The sequence below is a fragment of the Hymenobacter nivis genome (assembly GCF_003149515.1).
GTDB lineage: Bacteria > Bacteroidota > Bacteroidia > Cytophagales > Hymenobacteraceae > Hymenobacter > Hymenobacter nivis.
The window spans coordinates 3554112-3570538 of the sequence record NZ_CP029145.1 but is presented as its reverse complement, the minus strand read 5'-3'; the positions used below and the strand labels follow the sequence as shown (position 1 = coordinate 3570538).

Below are 16427 nucleotides of genomic sequence, written 5' to 3'. Positions count from 1 at the left end.
TTAGCGGGCAGCCGGCGGAAAAGCCAGCAGCCCGCGCCGGGGCCCTATTTGTGTTCGTAAGCCCCCACGGTGCGGGCTACGCGGAGCAGGTTGCGCAGGTCGCGGGCCGGGGCGGTGCCATAGGCGGGACCCATCTTGAGGGCTGGCGAAGTGGCTTGCAACGAATAATCAAGCTGGCCGCCGCCGAACGGTGAGCGCGCAAACAGCGGGTCGGTATTCAGCAGGTTGCCGAGCACTGCATCGGCGAGGCCCGGCTTACCGGCGGTGGCAAAGGCGGTGCCGGCGTAGGTGCCGGTGCGCAGCACCGAGTTGCGCACCACGAGGCTGGCGCGGTAAGCATCCACGTTGTCGAAGTACAGTTCGTCATCAATAGAACCCCACACGATGCTGTTGCGCAGCGTGATTTGCGGCGAAGACAGCGTAGTTACGCCGTCCAGGGGCGATTTATCAGTAAATGTCAGCGAGGCCGATTTGCGCACTGCGCTGGTGGCGGGGTAGTTGGCCACGGTGCAGAAATTCACATCATACACCCCGCCGAAGCCCAACAAAGCGTATTCGGCGCAGTTAGCGAACAGGCAGTTGGTGGCCTTCACATCGCCGGCAATGCTGATGATGCCGCCGCCGGTATCCAGCGCCACGGGCGTCTGGGCAGCGCCAGCAAACGACACGTTATTGCCGGAAATGTTCTTGATCGTCGTGTTGTCCACGGCCACGTCGGGGAGGGGCCCCGTGGGGGCGGTGTTCAGCAGCAGCAGGCCGTAGGTGGCGTTCTTGATTTCGGCGTAGCGGATGCGGTTGCCGCGGCTGGTACTCGTGAACACCAGACCGCCCCACTGCCCCGGCGTATCGGCGTAGAAATCTTCGAGCCGGTCGCCGCCGAAGCGCACGATGTTGGCGTTGGTATCCTTCACCGTATCGGTGGGTACGAAGGCGTTGGGCTCACTTAAGTCGTTCACCAACAGCCGCCCCGCCACTTGCAGCGTGGCCCCGGCGTGCGAATAAATACGGGCCCCCTTGGGGATGCGCAGCGTGGTACCCGGGTTCACGGCCACGCCCACCACATAGGCTTGCGTGCCACTGCCATAGGTGCGGTTGATGATGACGTGGGGCTTGTCGGTCTTCCAGGTAACGTCTTTATCGATAAATTCGCCGTGGTGGAAATAGGCATTCTGGCCGTAGGCCACTAGCTTCACGTTCTGGGCGTTGCCGTTGGTGAGGAAGTTGATCTGGTCCGCTACCACAAACTGCTTGGCCGCGGTGGCCGTGCCGTTGTCGCCCACGGTGGCGCGCACCAGGATGAGCAGGCTGTCGTTGCCCCGCACGGTAATGCCGCTGGCCCCGGGCCCTGCATCGCCACTGATAATGAGCGAGTACGGGCTGGCCCCGGCCCCGGCCAGGCGGATGTCCGTCTTCAGGGCCCCACGGTTGCGGTTGTACACCCACAGCCGCTTCGTCACGGTGCGCACCGTGGTGAACACAGTATCAAACTGCACCGTATCCTGCACAAAGCTCAAGTTTCCCGAGGTTTGCACCAGGTCTTCCTTAGGCTCGCAGCCCGGCAGCAACGCCGATAGGCAGCCGAGTAAGATGAAGGCAAGGAAAAAGTGGCGCATTATAAAATATGATTCGGCGCATTGAGGCCGTCATGCTTCGCTGCGCTCTGCATGACGGCCTGAGTTGCTATTTATAATGGAGATGATAACGGCTCAGGGGCCCTGTTTTTCCGCTACGACACGCCTACTTTCAGGCGTTCGGCGCTTTCGGCGATGCGCAGGTTTTCCACGAAATCGTCCACGTTGCCGTCCATTACGCTGGGCAGGTTGTGCACGGTGTAGCCGATGCGGTGGTCTGTGACGCGACCCTGGGGGTAGTTATAGGTGCGCACCTTGTCGCTGCGGTCGCCGCTACCAATCATGCTCTTGCGGATGGCACCCTCGGCTTCGTTCTTCTTGGCCAGCTCAATCTCGAAAATGCGCGAGCGCAGCACTTGCAGGGCCTTGTCGAAGTTCTTGAGCTGCGATTTCTGGTCCTGGCACTGGGCCACGAGGCCGGTGGGGAGGTGGGTGAGACGCACGGCCGAGTAGGTCGTGTTCACCGACTGGCCGCCGGGGCCACTCGACATGAAGAGGTCCTTGCGGATATCATTCATATCCAGATCGATGTCGAACTCTTCGGCTTCCGGCATCACCACCACCGAGGCCACGCTGGTGTGGATTCGGCCCTGGGTTTCGGTGGCCGGCACGCGCTGTACGCGGTGCACGCCGCTCTCAAATTTGAGCTTGCCGTACACGTCCTCGCCCTTCACGGCCAGGATAATTTCCTTGTAACCGCCGGCCGTGCCCTCCATGGCGTCCACCAATTCCATTTTCCAGCCCTGCTTTTCGGCAAAGCGCAGGTACATGCGCTGCAAGTCGCCGGCGAAAAGGGCAGCCTCGTCGCCGCCGGCCCCAGCCCGGATTTCCATAATGACGTCCTTCGAGTCATTGGGGTCCTTGGGGATCAACAAGTTCTTGATGGCGGCCTCCAGGCGGTCCTGCTCCGGTCCGAGCTCGTCGAGTTCGGCCTTGGCCATTTCGCGGAAGTCCTCGTCTTTTTCGGTCGAAATGACCTGCCGGGCGTTTTCTATGTTACTGAGCACCTGCTGGTAGTTGCGGTACTCCACCACGATTTTGCCCAAGTCTTTATATTCTTTGTTTAACGACTTGTAGCGCTTTAGGTCCGACATCACGTCGGGCTGCATCAGCTCTTCGCTCACGTCGTTGTACCGCAGGCGGATGGCTTCTAATTTGTCCAGCATTTTGGTGGTCGAAAAAAATAGTCAGTAGTTTGCAAAGATACTGGATTCAAACACCGCCGTTTGGGTCGGGCGTTCCTTTTTCCGCCGTGCGCGGCTAGGGGCCCCGGCCAGCCGGCGCTGGGGGAGCCCGGTGTCGGTTGCCCTGCCCTTTGCCGGCCCATCCACCTGGCCCCACCTGCCCAACCGCTACCTTAAATGCAAGTGCTCAAATTCGGAGGCACGTCCGTAGCCTCCGCGGAAAACATTGAGAAATCGTGCGCCATCGCGCTCAACGCCTTAGCCCGGGGCCCCGCGGTGATGGTGGTATCGGCCCTGGGCGGCGCCACCGACGTCCTCATCGGGGCGGGCCGCGCGGCGGCCAGTGGCGACTACCGCTACCGCGACACGCTGGCCCAGCTGCAACAGCGGCACCTGGCCGCCGCCCAGGCCCTGCTGCCCCCAGCCGGCCAGCCCGATATCACCGACCTGCTCACCCGCGGCTTTTCGGAGCTGCTTCAGCTGTGCGACGGCATTTTTTCGCTCAGCGAATTGTCTGCCCGCACCCTCGACCGGCTGATGAGCTACGGCGAATTATTCTCGTCGCAGCTGGTGCGCGAAGCCCTGGGGGCCCGTACCCCGACCGTGTGGGCCGACGCCCGCCAGCTCATCCGCACCAACGCGCGCTTTGGCGCGGCCGAAGTGAACGCAGGAATCACCCGCGCGCAGGTGCAGGCCTTTCAGCGCGCGCACCCCGGCGAGCTGTGGGTGGTGCCAGGCTTCATTGCCGCTGACGGCGAGGGCAATACTACCACGCTGGGCCGCGGCGGCTCCGACTACACGGCCGCCCTACTGGCCGCCGCGCTCGACGCCGAGGTGCTCGAAATCTGGACCGACGTGAGCGGCCTGATGACCGCCGACCCGCGCCTCGTGTCGCGCGCGCGGCCCATTGCCGGCATCTCGTACCAGGAGGCCATGGAGCTGTCGCACTTCGGGGCCAAGGTGCTGTACTCGCCTACCATTCAGCCGGTAATGGAGCGCGGCATTCCGCTCTGGATCAAGAACACCTTCGCCCCGGCCGACTACGGCACGCTGGTGGAAACGGCCCCGCCGCCGAGCGGCGAGGTGGTGCGCGGCCTCTCCAGCATCGGCAATTTGTCGCTGCTGAACCTGGAGGGCAGCGGCATGGTGGGCATCCCGGGCTTCTCGAAGCGCTTGTTTGAGGCCCTGGCCCGCGAGCGCATCAACGTGGTGCTCATCACCCAAAGCTCGTCGGAGTACTCCATTTGCGTGGGCGTGGCCGTCGCCGACGTGCCCGGGGCCCAGGCCGCCGTCGACGCCGAGTTTGCCACCGAAATTACCAATGGGCGCATTGCCCCGCTGTGCCCCGAGAACGGGCTGGCCATTGTGGCGCTGGTGGGCGAAAACATGAAGAACCACCCCGGCATCAGCGGGCGCCTGTTTGGGGCCCTGGGCCAGAATGGCGTGAACATCCGGGCCATTGCCCAGGGCTCGTCGGAGCGCAACATCTCCACCGTCATCCGGGCCGCCGACGTGCGCAAGGCCATCAACGTGCTGCACGAAGCCTTCTTCGAGCCGGCCTATAAGCAGGTGAACCTGTACGTGTTGGGGCCCGGCAACGTGGGCAGCAAGCTGCTGGCCCAGCTGGCGCAGCAGCAGCAGCACTTGCAGCAGCACCTGGGCTTGCAGGTACGGGTGGTGGCCATTGCCAACCGCCGCCACTGCGTCGTGGACGAGAACGGCCTGGACCTGGCCGCCTGGCCCGCCGCGCTGGCCGCCGCGGGGCCCTGTACGCTGGAAGAATTCACCCAGCTCATCGTGAGCCGCAACCTGCGCAACTCCATTCTGGTGGACGTGACGGCCAACCCCGCCGCCGCCGACCACTACGCCGAACTGCTCGAGAAGAGCGTGGCCGTGGTGGCCTGCAACAAGGTAGCCGCGTCGTCGGCCTATGCCAACTACGCCCGCCTCAAGGCGTTGGCGCAGGATTTCAACACCCGGTTTCTGTTCGAAACCAACGTAGGCGCGGGTCTACCAATCATTGGCACCCTCAACGACCTGACCAGCAGCGGCGACGTGGTGCGGCACATGGAGGCGGTACTTTCGGGCACGCTCAACTTCGTGTTCAATAACTACGACGGCTCGCGGCCCTTCGCCGAGGTGGTGCGCCAGGCCCAATCCGAGGGTTACACCGAGCCCGACCCGCGCCTCGACCTGAGCGGCACCGACGTGGCCCGCAAAATCCTGATCCTGGCCCGTGAGGCCGGCCACCCGCTGGAAATGAGCGACGTGCAAATCGACTCGTTCCTGCCCGCATCTTGCCTGGAGGGCGATGTGGAAGCCTTTTACGAGCAGCTGGCCGCGCATGAGGCCCACTTCCGGGCCCTGTACGACGCGGCCACAGCCGAGGGCAAGCGCCTCAAGTTTGTGGCCCGCTTCAACGACGGGGCCGCCGCCGTGGGCCTGCAAGCCGTGCTGCCCAGCCACGACGTGTACGAGCTGCGCGGCAAGGACAACATCGTGCTCTTCTACACCGACCGCTACGCCGAGCAGCCGCTGGTGGTGAAGGGCGCGGGGGCCGGGGCGGAAGTCACGGCCGCTGGCGTGTTTGCAGATATTATTCGCGCCGCGAGGTTGTAATCATACCCGGCTCAAGTTCCAGGCAAATAAAAAGGCCGCCATTTCAATGCCCCTCCCCGACTCTGTTCTCGTTCACGCCCCCGCCACGCTCTCCAATTTAGGCTGCGGCTTTGACGTGTTTGGCCTGGCCCTGGCCGCGCCCTACGACACCATTCGCCTGCGCCGCACCGGGGCCCCGGGCGTGCGCATCCGGCACCTCGACGCTTATAATTTGCCCACCGACCCGGCCCGCAACGTGGCTGGCGTGGCCCTGCTGGCCCTGCTGGCAGCTGTGCCCGAGGCCGTGGGCTTTGAGATGGAAATTACCAAGGGCATCAAGCCCGGCAGCGGGGTGGGCAGTAGCGCAGCCAGTGCCGCGGGGGCCGTGGTAGCGGCCAACGCCCTGCTGGGCAACCGCTTCAGCCAGCTGGAGCTGGTGGAGTTTGCGATGGCGGGCGAGGCCCTGGCCTCCGGGGCCCGCCACGCCGACAACGTCGCGCCGGCTATTTTTGGGGGTTTCACGGTGGTGCGGGCCCTGGAGCCGGCCACCGACATCGTGGCCCTGCCCGCGCCGACGCTGTGGGTGGCCGTGGTGCACCCCCAAATTGAAATCAAAACCAAGGATGCCCGCCAGGTGCTGCCCGCCGCCGTGCCGCTGGGCCTGGCCGTGCGCCAGTGGGCCAACGTGGCCGGCCTGGTGGCCGGCTTCCTCACGGCGGACTATGGCCTGATTAGCCGCTCGCTCGACGACTACATCGTGGAGCCGGCGCGGGCTCCGCTCATCCCCGGGCTGGCCGAGGCGCGGCGGCGGGCCCTGGCGGCGGGGGCCCTGGGCGGCGGCATTTCGGGCTCGGGGCCATCCATTTTCATGCTGAACCGCGACGAGCCCACGGCCCATGCCGTAGCCGCGGCCCTGGGCAGCGTGTTTGCTGAGCTGGGCATCGAGTTTAACCTGTACGTGGGGACGGTGGCCCCGGAAGGCGCCCGCGTGGTGGCCGAATAGCCCCGCCGGCCGGTAGGTTAACAGTTTATTAACGAGTACGCTGGGCAACTTCCTGGCCGTACATTCGCCGGCGGCCTATTTATCAAAACCACCATTTTAAGGATTCTTTATTGCCACACTTCTCCGCCCGCCTCTCCGCCCGATGCAGTACCACAGCCTTCGCCGCCAAGCTCCGCCGGTAGACTTCCGTACCGCCGCCATTACCGGCCAGGCCCCCGACGGCGGCTTGTACTTCCCGGAAACCATTCCGCGGTTCGGGGCTGATTTCCTGCGCGACCTGCCCGCGCTGGACCGCGCCGACCTGGCCCTGGCCGTGATGCGGCCCTACGTGGGCGGCACCATTCCCGACGCGGACCTGCGCGGGATTTGCGCCGCGGCCGTCGATTTCCCGTTTCCGCTCGTGCCCGTGAGCCCCGGCATTACGGCCCTGGAGCTTTTCCACGGGCCCACGCTGGCGTTTAAGGACGTGGGGGCCCGGTTCATGAGCCGGTGCCTGGGCTACTTCGCGCAGCGCGGCAACACGCCGCCCATGACGGTGCTGGTGGCCACCTCGGGCGATACCGGCGGGGCCGTGGCCAGCGGGTTTTTGGGCGTGCCGGGCGTGGAAGTGGTCATCCTCTACCCCCAGGGCAAGGTGAGCCCGGTACAGGAGCAGCAGCTCACCACGCTGGGCCAAAACATTACGGCCCTGGAGGTTAGCGGCACCTTCGACGATTGCCAGTCCCTGGTGAAGCAGGCCTTCCGCGACCCCGAGCTGGCCGCCCACCGCTTCCTTACTTCGGCTAATTCCATCAACGTGGCGCGCTGGCTGCCCCAGCAGCTGTACTACTGCTTCGCGGCCCAGCAGTGGCACGCCGCCGCTACGCCGCCGGTGGTGAGCGTGCCGAGCGGCAACTTCGGCAACATTTGCGCCGGGCTGCTGGCGCGGGCCTCGGGCCTGCCGCTAGGCCACTTTATCGCCGCCTGCAACGCCAATGACCCCGTGCCGCGCTACCTGCGCTTGGGCACCTACGCGCCCCAGGCCGCCGTGGCCACCCACTCCAACGCCATGGACGTGGGCGACCCCAGCAACTTCGTCCGCATCCTGGAGCTGTTTGGCCACGACCTGGGGGCCCTGAAGGCCGCCCTCAGCGCCGAAACCGTGAGCGACCCCGACACGGTGGCCACCATCTTGCAGGTGTGGTTTGAGAACGGCTACTTGCTGGACCCCCACGCCGCCGTGGCCTACGCCGCGCTGCTCCGCCACCAGGCCCAGTACCCCGACGCCGCGGGCTTCATCCTCGCCACGGCCCACCCCGTCAAGTTCCCCGACGTGCTGGAGCCCATCATCGGCCAGCCCATCGAGCTACCGGCGGCCGTGCTACACCTGCAAGGCCGCCCCAAGCAAGCCATTCCGATGGCCGTGGACTTTGGGGCCCTGAAGGAGTTTTTGCTGCGGTAGCGTGCCATAAAAAACGGGAGATTCGGCATAACCGAATCTCCCGTTTACGGATATTACTGGCTTTCTACTTAGCGGCCAGTATATCAATCATTTCAATGGCCGGCGGGGTCGAAAAAAGCTCTTCGGCGTGGGCCATGAGGGCGGCGGCTACCTTGCCCCCGAGGTGGGCTTTGCGGCCGGCGTCTTCGGCAAACGTGTCGAAAATTCCGAACGTGGAGGGCCCCATCTGGATGCCGTACCAGGTCACGGTATCGGGCTCTTCCATCACGAGGGCCAACCCGCCGCGCAGGAAATCGGCCACGGCCTGCTCTTTTCCGGGCTTGGCTTCGAGCCGTACCAGCAATCCTACTTTTACCATGTTACGTGGGCTTTGGGGTAAGTCTTTAACTTTCAGCTACGCAAGCGCGGCAGAAAGCGGATTGTTTTGAGCAGCGAAACAATGCCCGCTGGCGTACAAGTACCAGAAGGGCCAGCGCTTGGGCGCAAAGTCGGGCAATTGTTGCCTTGTCCCCCACATTACGGCGCAATGGCCCGCACCATGCGCGCCTTACCGAACATATCCGCTATTCCGCGCACCTCGGCGTAGCCTTGGCCGCGGAGCAGTTCTTCCGTTTCGGCCGGCAGCGCCTCATTGATTTCCAGGTAGAGGCCGCCGCCGGGGCGCAGCAGCTCGCGGCCCAGGGCCCCCAGCCGGCGGTAGAACAGCAGCGGGTCGGCGTCGGGCACGAACAGGGCCGTGGCGGGCTCCCAGGCCAGCACGTTGGCGCGCATCCGGGCCCGCTCGCTCTCGCGCACGTAGGGCGGGTTGCTCACCAGAACATCCAGGGCCCCGGGCGCTACGCCAGCGGGGTTTCCCTTCAGAATATCAACTTGTTGAAACTGTACCCGCGGGGCGTAACGGGCGCCGTTGCGGCGGGCCACGGCCAGGGCAGCCTCCGAAATATCGACGGCCAGCACCTGCGCCCCGGGCAGGGCGCGGGCCAGCGCCAAGGCCAGGCAGCCCGAGCCGGTGCCCACGTCGAGCACGGCCAGTGCGCCGGGGCCCTGGTTTTCCTGCGCTACCAGGCGCGCCAGCTCCTCGGTTTCGGGGCGCGGAATGAGGGTGGCGGGCGTCACTTCCAGCTCCATACCGGCGAAGTGGGCGGTACCCAGCACGTACTGCACCGGCTCGTGGGCCAGCAGACGGGCTTCGAGGGCCGGCAATTGCTGCTGAACGGCGGGCGATACAGCATCCTGGGCCCGCATGCGGCGCTGGAGCGCATCGAAGCCCAGCAGGTGCTCGGCCACCAGCGCGGCGATGGCGGCGGCCTCCGGGGCGGGGTACGCGGCGGCAAGGGCGGCGGCGAGGCGGTCGGTGAGGGCGCGGGTGGTCATTGGGCAAAAGTAGGCCAGTGCCGCGGCGCGGTTACTTTTGCGGCATGGCCGACGCCCCCACCCCCGACGCTCCCGACGACTCCTTGTTCATGCGCCGCGCCCTCGACCTAGCGCTGCGCGGCACCGGCTACGCCCGGCCCAACCCATTGGTGGGCTGCGTGGTAACGCACCGGGGCCGCATCATCGGCGAGGGCTGGCACGAGCGGTACGGGGGGCCCCACGCCGAGGTAAACGCCGTGGCCAGCGTGGCCGACCCGTCGTTATTAAGAGAGAGCCGCGTGTACGTGACGCTGGAGCCCTGCGCCCACCACGGCAAAACTCCCCCCTGCGCCGACCTGCTCATCGCCCACGGCGTGCCCGAAGTAGTGGTGTGCAACGATGACCCGTTTCCGCTGGTGGCGGGCCGCGGCACCGCGAAGCTGCGCGCCGCCGGGGCCCGGGTCGAAACCGGCCTGCTGGCCGCCGAAGGCCGCTGGCTGAACCGGCGCTTCTTCACCTTCCACGAAAAGCAGCGGCCTTACCTGGTGCTGAAATGGGCCGAAACGGCCGACGGCTTTTTGGCCGGGCCCTACTTCCAAACGGTGGCCATCAGCGGGCCCCAGGCGCGGTTGCTCACCCACCAGTGGCGGGCCGAGGAGCAGGCCGTTCTGGTGGGCACGCGCACGGCCCTGCACGACAACCCCCACCTGACCGTGCGCGACTGGCCGGGCCCCGACCCGCTGCGCGTCATCCTCGACAAAAACCTGTGCCTGCCGCCCACCCACCACGTGCTCGACGGCCAGCAGCCCACCCTGTTCTACACCTACCGGCAGCGCCCCGACACCGAAAACCGGGCCTACGCCACCCTCACCGAAGCTGATGACCTGATGCCCCAAATCCTGGCCGACCTTTGGCAGCGCCAGGTGCAGTCGGTGCTGGTGGAAGGGGGCCCCACAGTGCTCAACGCCCTGCTCAAAGCGGGGCTGTGGGACGAAATCCGCATCTTCCGCAGCCCCCGCAAGCTAGGGGCCGGCGTGGCCGCCCCGCGCCTGGGCCTCAGCGGCTTACAAAGCGTGGAGGCCGTGGGCGACGACCAGCTGTTCCGCTACCTGAACGAGTAGCGTGAACGCTGCGAGTACGCGCGTTGAACGATTAGTTAACCGATAAATAAACCACCACCCAAACGCGGGGACTCGCAGAGTCCCCGCTACCTCTAATGGCTGAAACCCTCGCCCTCACTGCCACCACCAAGGCCGCCCGCTACGCCGAGCTACTGCCCCAAATCGATACCCTCACCGCCGGCGAGCCCGACCTGACCGCCAACCTGGCCAACACGGCCGCCGCGCTGCGGCAGGCGTTTGGCTTTTTCTGGGTGGGCTTTTATTTAGTGAAAGGCGACGAGCTGGTGCTCGGGCCGTTCCAGGGTCCCATCGCCTGCACCCGCATCCGCCACGGGCGGGGCGTGTGTGGCGGCAGCTGGGCGCAGGCCCGCACTCTGCTCGTGCCCGACGTGGAGCAGTTCCCCGGCCACATCGCCTGTAGCTCCGATTCGAAGTCGGAAATCGTGGTGCCCATCCTCAAAAACGGCGCCGTGGTGGCTGTGCTCGACGTGGACAGCGACCAGCTCAACGACTTCGATGCCGACGACCAGGCCGCCTTGGAGCAACTCATGCAGCGGGCGGCGCAGTGGTTTTAGGCGAGGCCCTCAAGCGGGGCCCGGTTCCTTATGGGGCCTTGCTATTCAACTTAAATATCTCTTAGCCAATTTATGAGCACAAACAAAAAGCATGGCATTGGGCTTTCGGTGGTACTCTTTCACCTAACCCACTTTGTCATGCGTAAGCAAACTTTGTTCACCGCCCTGCTGGGCCTGTTCCTGATGCTGGGCGTCCAGCTGACGTCCACCGCTCAGGCCACCCACAAAGACCTAGCTGCTAGCGCCGCTATTTCGCCCGACCACACCACCCTGCTGGCGGGATTAAAGGCCGCTGGTTTGGCCGACCGGGCCAAAGGCAAGGGGCCCTACACGGTGTTCGCGCCCACGAACGCGGCCTTCGACAAGCTGCCCGCCGGTACGCTTGATAAGTTACTGATGCCTGCGAACAAGAAGACGCTCAGCGGCATCCTCACGTACCACGTGGTACCCGGCATCCACAAAGCCGCCAGCCTAAAAGACGGGCAGAAGCTCAAGACCGTGGAAGGCGAAATGTTGACAGTAAAAAAAGAAGGCGGTAACGTAATGATCGTGGACGCCAAAGGCGGTTCCGCCACTGTGCAGAAAGCCGATATCATAGCCACCAACGGCGTCGTGCATTCCATCGATGCGGTGCTGATGCCCGCTAAGTAATCGGGGTTCAGAGCCAAAAAGGCCCGGCCGCTCGATGAGCAGCCGGGCCTTTTCCATGGTATATCAACAGCTAATCTTTCTCGAACACCTTCACCACGAACACGAAGTCTTGCAGCTTCTTGATTTGCTGGGGGCGCGGGGTGCCGGCCAGGCGGTTGGTGTGGGGCAAGTGGTAGGGGGCGGCGGGCTGCTTCTTGGCCAGCGAATCGACGAGGCGCAGCAGCAGCGACGACTTAGTGGCGAAGGCTGCGCTCTGTGCGTCGCTCTGGCGGCCGCTCACCACCCCGATCAGGTTACCGCGCTCATCGAGCAGGGGGCCCCCGGAGTTGCCCGGGTTCACCGGAATGCTGACCTGGTAAAAGGCCGTGTCGCCGCCGAAGCCGGAGCGGGCGCTCAGGGCCCCTTCGCCGTACACCACGTCTTCGCGCGGGTAGCCCAGGGTGTACACCCGCTCGCCGAGGTCGGCCTGCCCGGCCTTAAACGTGTAGGGCAGGCGGCCGAAGCCGTTAAAGTCGCGGTCCTTGATGCGCAGAATGGCCAAGTCGTGGGCGCGATCTGAGTACACGGTTTCGGCGTGGTAATGCTGCTGGTCGCGGCCTTCAATCAGCAGCGAGTCAGCACCTTGAATCACGTGGTAGCTCGTCACCAAGTAGCCGTCGGCGGTGAGGGCGAAGCCCGTGCCGCTGAACTTGCCGTTGTTGACGGGCACCGGGGCCCCGCCTTTGGCGGCGTCCACCTGGTTGAGGCTGCGGCTGAGGGCGCGCTGGTTGTTTTGCAGCTGGTTCAGCTCGCGGCGCAGCACCGTGTAGCCGTACATTGAGGGCTTGGTGTTGGCGGCGCGCCACCACTCCAGGCCCAGCAGCGAGCCAAATACGGCCAGCACCGCCACTGAGGCGGCCACGCCCACCGTGGCCCGGTGCCCGCTCCAAAACTCGCGCAGCACCCGCTCGGTGCGCGAAATGCGCAGCACGGGGTGCACGGTGGCGCGCAGGGCCCCGGGGGCCGGCGCGTCGGCAACCGGCTGTTTAACTACGGTTTCGGCCAGCATTTCGACGTGCAGGCCGCGCAGCTGCTGGCGCAGGGCGCGGCGCTGGCCCACGGCCCGGAGCGTGCTCGTCAGCTCGCCGAAGTCGGCGTAGCGCAGGGCCAAGTCGGGGTCGGCGGCCAAGCGGGCCTCCAGGCCGGTACGGGCGGGCGGGGCCAGCTCGCCCCGGTTGTAGGCTTCAAATAAGGCGTAGTAATCGGCTTCGGTTTGCATGGCGGAGGCAGCTTTTCAGTTATCAGTTATCTATCAACAAGGAGCAGTTTACAGCGGGGCCCAAAGGAGCCTGCTGCCGAATGCTAACTGTTAACTACTTACTGATAACTACTCACTGAAATTCTAAATCGGTGCTTCCTTGTAGTGAACAAAAAAGAGTTTTTTGAGGCGTACGAGGCACTTGTATTTTTGATTCTTGGCGTTGTCGGCGTTGGTATAGCCGAACTCCGCCGTCAGGTCCTGCATGGATTTCTCCAGCAGGTAAAAGCCTTCGAGTAGCGAGCGGCACGGCTCGCCGAGGTGGTCGAGGGCCTCGCTCATGGTGGTGAAGCGGCGGTCCTGTTCCTCGGCGGCGAGCAGGTCATCTTCGGCCCCGGTATGGTACAGGGGCCCCAGGTCATCGTCTTCCTGCAAGCGCACGCCGAAGCGGCTTTTGCTGGTAAGGCGCTTGAGCCAGAGGCGGCGGCACACGGCGTAGAGGTAGGTTTTGACCTGGCAGTTGAGCTCCAGCGAGCCGTCGCGCACCTTTTCATAAAATACCATCACGCCTTCCTGGTACACGTCCTGAGCGTCGTCGTCCGAGCCGCTGTTTTGCAGCACGAAATGCGACACCATGGGCCAGTGCAGCCGGTAGAGCTGCGCCAGGGCCCGCTCGTCGCCGCCGCGGATGGCGGCAATCAAAGCTTCGTCGGGGGCGGGTACCAAGGGAGTCGAAGAAGAAAAAGAAGAGTCGCCTCTGCTCATTCGCTTTGGGGGTTAATACAGGGAAGAGTAGGAAGTAACCCGCCGAAAAAAAAGTTTTGCCGGACGGGTTACCTTTTACGGAAAGCCGGATAAAGGGCGATTTCCAGTTAAAATCTTTTCAAAAATACCCCAACATGAACAAGCTCGTTAAATTTGCTGCCCTGGGCCTCGCCCTCACCGCTGGTCTGTCGTCGTGCGAGTCGAAGACCGCCGAAACCACCACCACCACCCCCACTACCACCGAAACCACCACCACGGCTACCACCGACACCACCGCAATGGCTCCTGCTGCTGATGGCGCAATGGCTCCTGCCGCTGGTACCACGGCTCCCGCCGACGGTGCCAAGATGGACGGTGCTAAAATGGACGGCGCTATGGCTCCTGCCGCTGGCACTACCACCACCACCACCGAGGTGAAGAAATAATTAGCAGGCTGGCCGTAACGCCAGCCGCTTAATTACCACCCATTCGAACCGCCCGGTTTTCCGCAAGGAAGACCGGGCGGTTTTTTGTGCGCTGGCCTCAGGCCACCAGCGCCAGCAAATCGGCGGCGATGCCGGGCCAGGGCTGGTGCAAATCGAGGGTGGCCACGCGCACGGGGTGGGTCCCCAGGGTGTAGCGCGCGTCGAGCGGGGGCGCGGCCGCGGCGGGGTACAGCAAAATACCCTCCAGAGCTTGGCCGGGGGCGGGCGCCTGGTTTTGCAGGTAGGCAAAGAGCTGGTAGAGATGGGGCGCGATAAGGCGCTGGCGGTCGTAGCGCGGGCGCAGGGCGGCGGCGTAGTATTTGGTGTCGAGGATGATTTTGCGCGCCGGGCTCTCCAGCGTCGTGTCGGTGAGCATGGTGGGCAGCAGGTCGAGGTCGGCAGGCGCGGCGGCCTGGGCCTGCCAGGCAATGGTTTCGGCAAACACCCGGTACTGGCGCTGCTCACGCCGGTAGAAGTTGCGCACAAATTGCTCAAACAGCCGCGCCATCAACGGCTCGTCGCGCCGGAAATCCAGCACCCGGCCCCGGCCCGGGGCCCCGGGCGCGGGCAGCGCGTGCCGCCACACCAGCTCGCACAGGTGCAGGGCAAACGCCGCCTCGCCGCCCCACCGCTGCCGGCGCAGGGCCCCAAGCAGCGCGGCCGATGGGGCCCCGGCCGGGGCCAGCGCCAAGCCCCCAGGAAGCCGCCGGCGTAGGTGCTGCACCTCGCGCCGCAGCGCCACGGGCAGGCTGGGGCGAGCGGCCAGCGCGGCCAGGGTGGCGGCCAGCAGGCGGGCCAGCGGCGCGTCGGGCCCCAGCTCCACGAAGCGGCACACGGCCCGGCCCTGCGGCAGCAGCCCCCGCGCCAGCGAGGGCCCCAGCGCCACGCGCCCGCGCAGGGTGCCCAGCACGTCCTCATGCTCCTCAAAAGCCAAGGGCAGGCCCGTGCGCAACAGCCGGCGCGTGGCTTGCAGCAGCAATTGCGCCAGCAGCTCCAGCGGGCTGTGGAAGGGCGCGGAGCCGCCCGGGGCCCAGTCGGCGGGCTCGGGCAGGCGGTTCCAGGCGTAGCACAGCAGGTAATAGAGCGTGGCGAGCGGAACGGTGGGGGCCATGTGGGCGGTGTAGGGACGGTAGGCTGGCTTACGAAAAGCGGCGCGGCGCGCTTGGCGTTCGCGCGAAGAATTTTACACCCGGCAATGGATGAGGTCCTGCTGAAACCTGCGAAGCCCGGCATCAGGGGAGCCGCAGCGAACGGCTGGGCCTTCTCAAAAGTGCGCTTCAGGCATTGGATTTGCTCCGCTTGGCGCTTAATGCCTACCTGAACAGCCCTCTCAATTTGATTTGCCGATTATTCTGCATATTTTTCTACCGGTTACTAAATCAATCGTTTACCAACGCCCCGGAGATGCTTCGCCGCGCTCAATACGTCTTTAGATTAGCTACATCCTAAGCATTCACTGCTTTACCTCTTTTCCGCAGATGCCCCGATTTTCTCGCTTTCCCCTTTGCGCCTTGGCCACGGGCCTGTGCTTCGGCACCCACCTGCATTCGGCGCGCGCGCAAGCCCGCATCAGCCTTGGCCCCCGCGTGGGGGTCAATGTTGCCAGCGCTAAGTTCAATTACAGCGGTACGGTGCCCTATACCTTCACTACTGAATCGGTTACGCGGCTGGAAACGGGCGTGGTGGCGAACATTAATTACCGGCATTTTTCGTGGCAACCGGCGCTGTTGTACGCGCAGAAGGGATTTGTGCTCACGGGAACGAAGAAGCCGTCCATCGTTGGCAGCTCCCGGCCAGCGCGAGCCGAGCTAACGCGGCGCCTAAACTACCTGACCCTGCCCGTGAACGTGGCCTACACCCAAAAGGCTAGCGGGGAAGGGTGGCAAGTCTTCGGCGGCGGGTATGTGGGGCTGTTATTAGGGGGTAAGCGCACTGTGCACAACCAGTACGAGTATGCCACGGGGACCTATTTTTACGACAGCGAGCAGCCAATCCGGCCCGGTGCGGAAGCCGTGGAGGCAGACGCATTTTACGCGCAACGCTGGGATGCCGGCCTCCAGGCGGGCGTGGGGTACCGATGCGGAGCGGCGCTGCTGCAAGTAACCTACAGCGCTGGCCTGACCAACGCAGATGTACTCAGCGCCTTGCAGGAACCGCAGAGCTATTACAACCGGACTGTACAGGCCGCGTTTGCCTACCTGCTACCAGTGGGCAAACAAGTTCCAAAGCAACGCATTAATAACTAATGCGTTGGTTAGAAGTCTACCAAGTTAGCCTTTTGGCCTGTAAAGGGTTTTCGTTTTGACGGATGCTTTCCGATATCAGAGCGGCTTGGGATTCTAAAAGGCCACACCAGCCGGGCCACGTTTGATTTTCCCGTGGTCAATCAGCAGGCGGCGCAGCT

Annotated in this window: 15 protein-coding genes; 8 read left to right on the top strand and 7 right to left on the bottom strand. The window is 64.7% G+C overall.

Features of this window, described 5'->3' with window-relative positions; all coding sequences use genetic code 11:
- Window positions 1–44: 44 nt before the first annotated feature.
- A complete protein-coding gene (locus tag DDQ68_RS15800; RefSeq protein ID WP_109657166.1) occupies window positions 45–1613 on the bottom strand; it encodes a hypothetical protein in 1569 nt (522 codons plus the stop codon).
- Window positions 1614–1726: 113 nt separating this feature from the next.
- A complete protein-coding gene (gene prfA, locus DDQ68_RS15795) occupies window positions 1727–2797 on the bottom strand; it encodes a peptide chain release factor 1 (RefSeq protein ID WP_109657165.1) in 1071 nt (356 codons plus the stop codon).
- Window positions 2798–2992: 195 nt separating this feature from the next.
- On the opposite strand from prfA, the gene thrA reads away from it, so the two are divergent.
- The 3 genes from thrA (at window position 2993) to thrC (ending at window position 7857) form a co-directional block, all read left to right on the top strand.
- Window positions 2993–5434, top strand: a complete 2442-nt coding sequence (thrA, locus tag DDQ68_RS15790) for a bifunctional aspartate kinase/homoserine dehydrogenase I (RefSeq protein WP_109657164.1) — start codon at window positions 2993–2995, stop codon at window positions 5432–5434.
- Between the two features lie 46 nt (window positions 5435–5480).
- Window positions 5481–6416: a homoserine kinase gene (locus tag DDQ68_RS15785; RefSeq protein ID WP_109657163.1), complete on the top strand. Its 936-nt coding sequence runs from the start codon at window positions 5481–5483 to the stop codon at window positions 6414–6416.
- Between the two features lie 142 nt (window positions 6417–6558).
- Window positions 6559–7857, top strand: a complete 1299-nt coding sequence (gene thrC, locus DDQ68_RS15780; RefSeq protein ID WP_109657162.1) for a threonine synthase — start codon at window positions 6559–6561, stop codon at window positions 7855–7857.
- A gap of 64 nt (window positions 7858–7921) precedes the next feature.
- Here thrC and DDQ68_RS15775 read toward each other — a convergent pair whose 3' ends face one another.
- Window positions 7922–8215: a putative quinol monooxygenase gene (locus DDQ68_RS15775; protein ID WP_109657161.1), complete on the bottom strand. Its 294-nt coding sequence runs from the start codon at window positions 8213–8215 to the stop codon at window positions 7922–7924.
- Between the two features lie 158 nt (window positions 8216–8373).
- The gene (gene prmC / locus DDQ68_RS15770; protein WP_109657160.1) at window positions 8374–9231 is read right to left on the bottom strand and encodes a peptide chain release factor N(5)-glutamine methyltransferase; all 858 of its coding nucleotides are present in this window, start codon (window positions 9229–9231) and stop codon (window positions 8374–8376) included.
- A 44-nt stretch (window positions 9232–9275) separates the two neighbouring features.
- On the opposite strand from prmC, the gene ribD reads away from it, so the two are divergent.
- The 3 genes from ribD to DDQ68_RS15755 all read left to right on the top strand — a co-directional run bounded on the left by ribD (window position 9276) and on the right by DDQ68_RS15755 (window position 11557).
- A complete protein-coding gene (ribD, locus tag DDQ68_RS15765; protein WP_109657159.1) occupies window positions 9276–10331 on the top strand; it encodes a bifunctional diaminohydroxyphosphoribosylaminopyrimidine deaminase/5-amino-6-(5-phosphoribosylamino)uracil reductase RibD in 1056 nt (351 codons plus the stop codon).
- 95 nt (window positions 10332–10426) lie between these two features.
- On the top strand, window positions 10427–10906 hold the full coding sequence (locus tag DDQ68_RS15760) for a free L-methionine (R)-S-oxide reductase MsrC (protein ID WP_109657158.1): 480 nt from the start codon (window positions 10427–10429) through the stop codon (window positions 10904–10906).
- 138 nt (window positions 10907–11044) lie between these two features.
- On the top strand, window positions 11045–11557 hold the full coding sequence (locus DDQ68_RS15755; protein WP_109658467.1) for a fasciclin domain-containing protein: 513 nt from the start codon (window positions 11045–11047) through the stop codon (window positions 11555–11557).
- Window positions 11558–11627: 70 nt separating this feature from the next.
- On the opposite strand, the gene DDQ68_RS15750 is transcribed toward DDQ68_RS15755, so the two are convergent.
- Window positions 11628–12815 carry a S1C family serine protease gene (locus DDQ68_RS15750; protein ID WP_109657157.1) on the bottom strand — a complete coding sequence of 396 codons (1188 nt, stop codon included), beginning with the start codon at window positions 12813–12815 and terminating at the stop codon, window positions 11628–11630.
- A gap of 123 nt (window positions 12816–12938) precedes the next feature.
- On the bottom strand, window positions 12939–13559 hold the full coding sequence (locus DDQ68_RS15745) for an RNA polymerase sigma factor (protein ID WP_109657156.1): 621 nt from the start codon (window positions 13557–13559) through the stop codon (window positions 12939–12941).
- 134 nt (window positions 13560–13693) lie between these two features.
- Here DDQ68_RS15745 and DDQ68_RS15740 point away from each other — a divergent pair, with 134 nt between their 5' ends.
- Window positions 13694–13984 (top strand): hypothetical protein, encoded by a 291-nt coding sequence (locus tag DDQ68_RS15740; protein ID WP_109657155.1) that lies wholly within the window; start codon window positions 13694–13696, stop codon window positions 13982–13984.
- 97 nt (window positions 13985–14081) lie between these two features.
- Here the strand turns inward: DDQ68_RS15740 and DDQ68_RS15735 are convergent, their stop codons facing one another.
- Window positions 14082–15134 carry a 5-methylcytosine restriction system specificity protein McrC gene (locus DDQ68_RS15735; RefSeq protein ID WP_109657154.1) on the bottom strand — a complete coding sequence of 351 codons (1053 nt, stop codon included), beginning with the start codon at window positions 15132–15134 and terminating at the stop codon, window positions 14082–14084.
- A gap of 367 nt (window positions 15135–15501) precedes the next feature.
- Here DDQ68_RS15735 and DDQ68_RS15730 point away from each other — a divergent pair, with 367 nt between their 5' ends.
- Complete coding sequence (locus tag DDQ68_RS15730) at window positions 15502–16269, top strand: outer membrane beta-barrel protein (RefSeq protein WP_109657153.1); 768 nt, start codon at window positions 15502–15504, stop codon at window positions 16267–16269.
- Window positions 16270–16427 lie beyond the last annotated feature (158 nt).

What these genes read in the sequence shown, in the direction of transcription:
- DDQ68_RS15740 (WP_109657155.1), top strand. Translation starts at nt 13,694, where the DNA reads ATGAACAAGCTCGTTAAATTTGCTGCCCTGGGCCTCGCCCTCACCGCT.
- DDQ68_RS15775 (WP_109657161.1), bottom strand. Translation starts at nt 8,215, where the DNA reads ATGGTAAAAGTAGGATTGCTGGTACGGCTCGAAGCCAAGCCCGGAAAA.
- prmC (WP_109657160.1), bottom strand. Translation starts at nt 9,231, where the DNA reads ATGACCACCCGCGCCCTCACCGACCGCCTCGCCGCCGCCCTTGCCGCC.
- DDQ68_RS15800 (WP_109657166.1), bottom strand. Translation starts at nt 1,613, where the DNA reads ATGCGCCACTTTTTCCTTGCCTTCATCTTACTCGGCTGCCTATCGGCG.
- prfA (WP_109657165.1), bottom strand. Translation starts at nt 2,797, where the DNA reads ATGCTGGACAAATTAGAAGCCATCCGCCTGCGGTACAACGACGTGAGC.
- ribD (WP_109657159.1), top strand. Translation starts at nt 9,276, where the DNA reads ATGGCCGACGCCCCCACCCCCGACGCTCCCGACGACTCCTTGTTCATG.
- DDQ68_RS15760 (WP_109657158.1), top strand. Translation starts at nt 10,427, where the DNA reads ATGGCTGAAACCCTCGCCCTCACTGCCACCACCAAGGCCGCCCGCTAC.
- thrA (WP_109657164.1), top strand. Translation starts at nt 2,993, where the DNA reads ATGCAAGTGCTCAAATTCGGAGGCACGTCCGTAGCCTCCGCGGAAAAC.
- DDQ68_RS15755 (WP_109658467.1), top strand. Translation starts at nt 11,045, where the DNA reads ATGCGTAAGCAAACTTTGTTCACCGCCCTGCTGGGCCTGTTCCTGATG.
- DDQ68_RS15750 (WP_109657157.1), bottom strand. Translation starts at nt 12,815, where the DNA reads ATGCAAACCGAAGCCGATTACTACGCCTTATTTGAAGCCTACAACCGG.
- DDQ68_RS15735 (WP_109657154.1), bottom strand. Translation starts at nt 15,134, where the DNA reads ATGGCCCCCACCGTTCCGCTCGCCACGCTCTATTACCTGCTGTGCTAC.
- DDQ68_RS15730 (WP_109657153.1), top strand. Translation starts at nt 15,502, where the DNA reads ATGCCCCGATTTTCTCGCTTTCCCCTTTGCGCCTTGGCCACGGGCCTG.
- thrC (WP_109657162.1), top strand. Translation starts at nt 6,559, where the DNA reads ATGCAGTACCACAGCCTTCGCCGCCAAGCTCCGCCGGTAGACTTCCGT.
- DDQ68_RS15785 (WP_109657163.1), top strand. Translation starts at nt 5,481, where the DNA reads ATGCCCCTCCCCGACTCTGTTCTCGTTCACGCCCCCGCCACGCTCTCC.
- DDQ68_RS15745 (WP_109657156.1), bottom strand. Translation starts at nt 13,559, where the DNA reads ATGAGCAGAGGCGACTCTTCTTTTTCTTCTTCGACTCCCTTGGTACCC.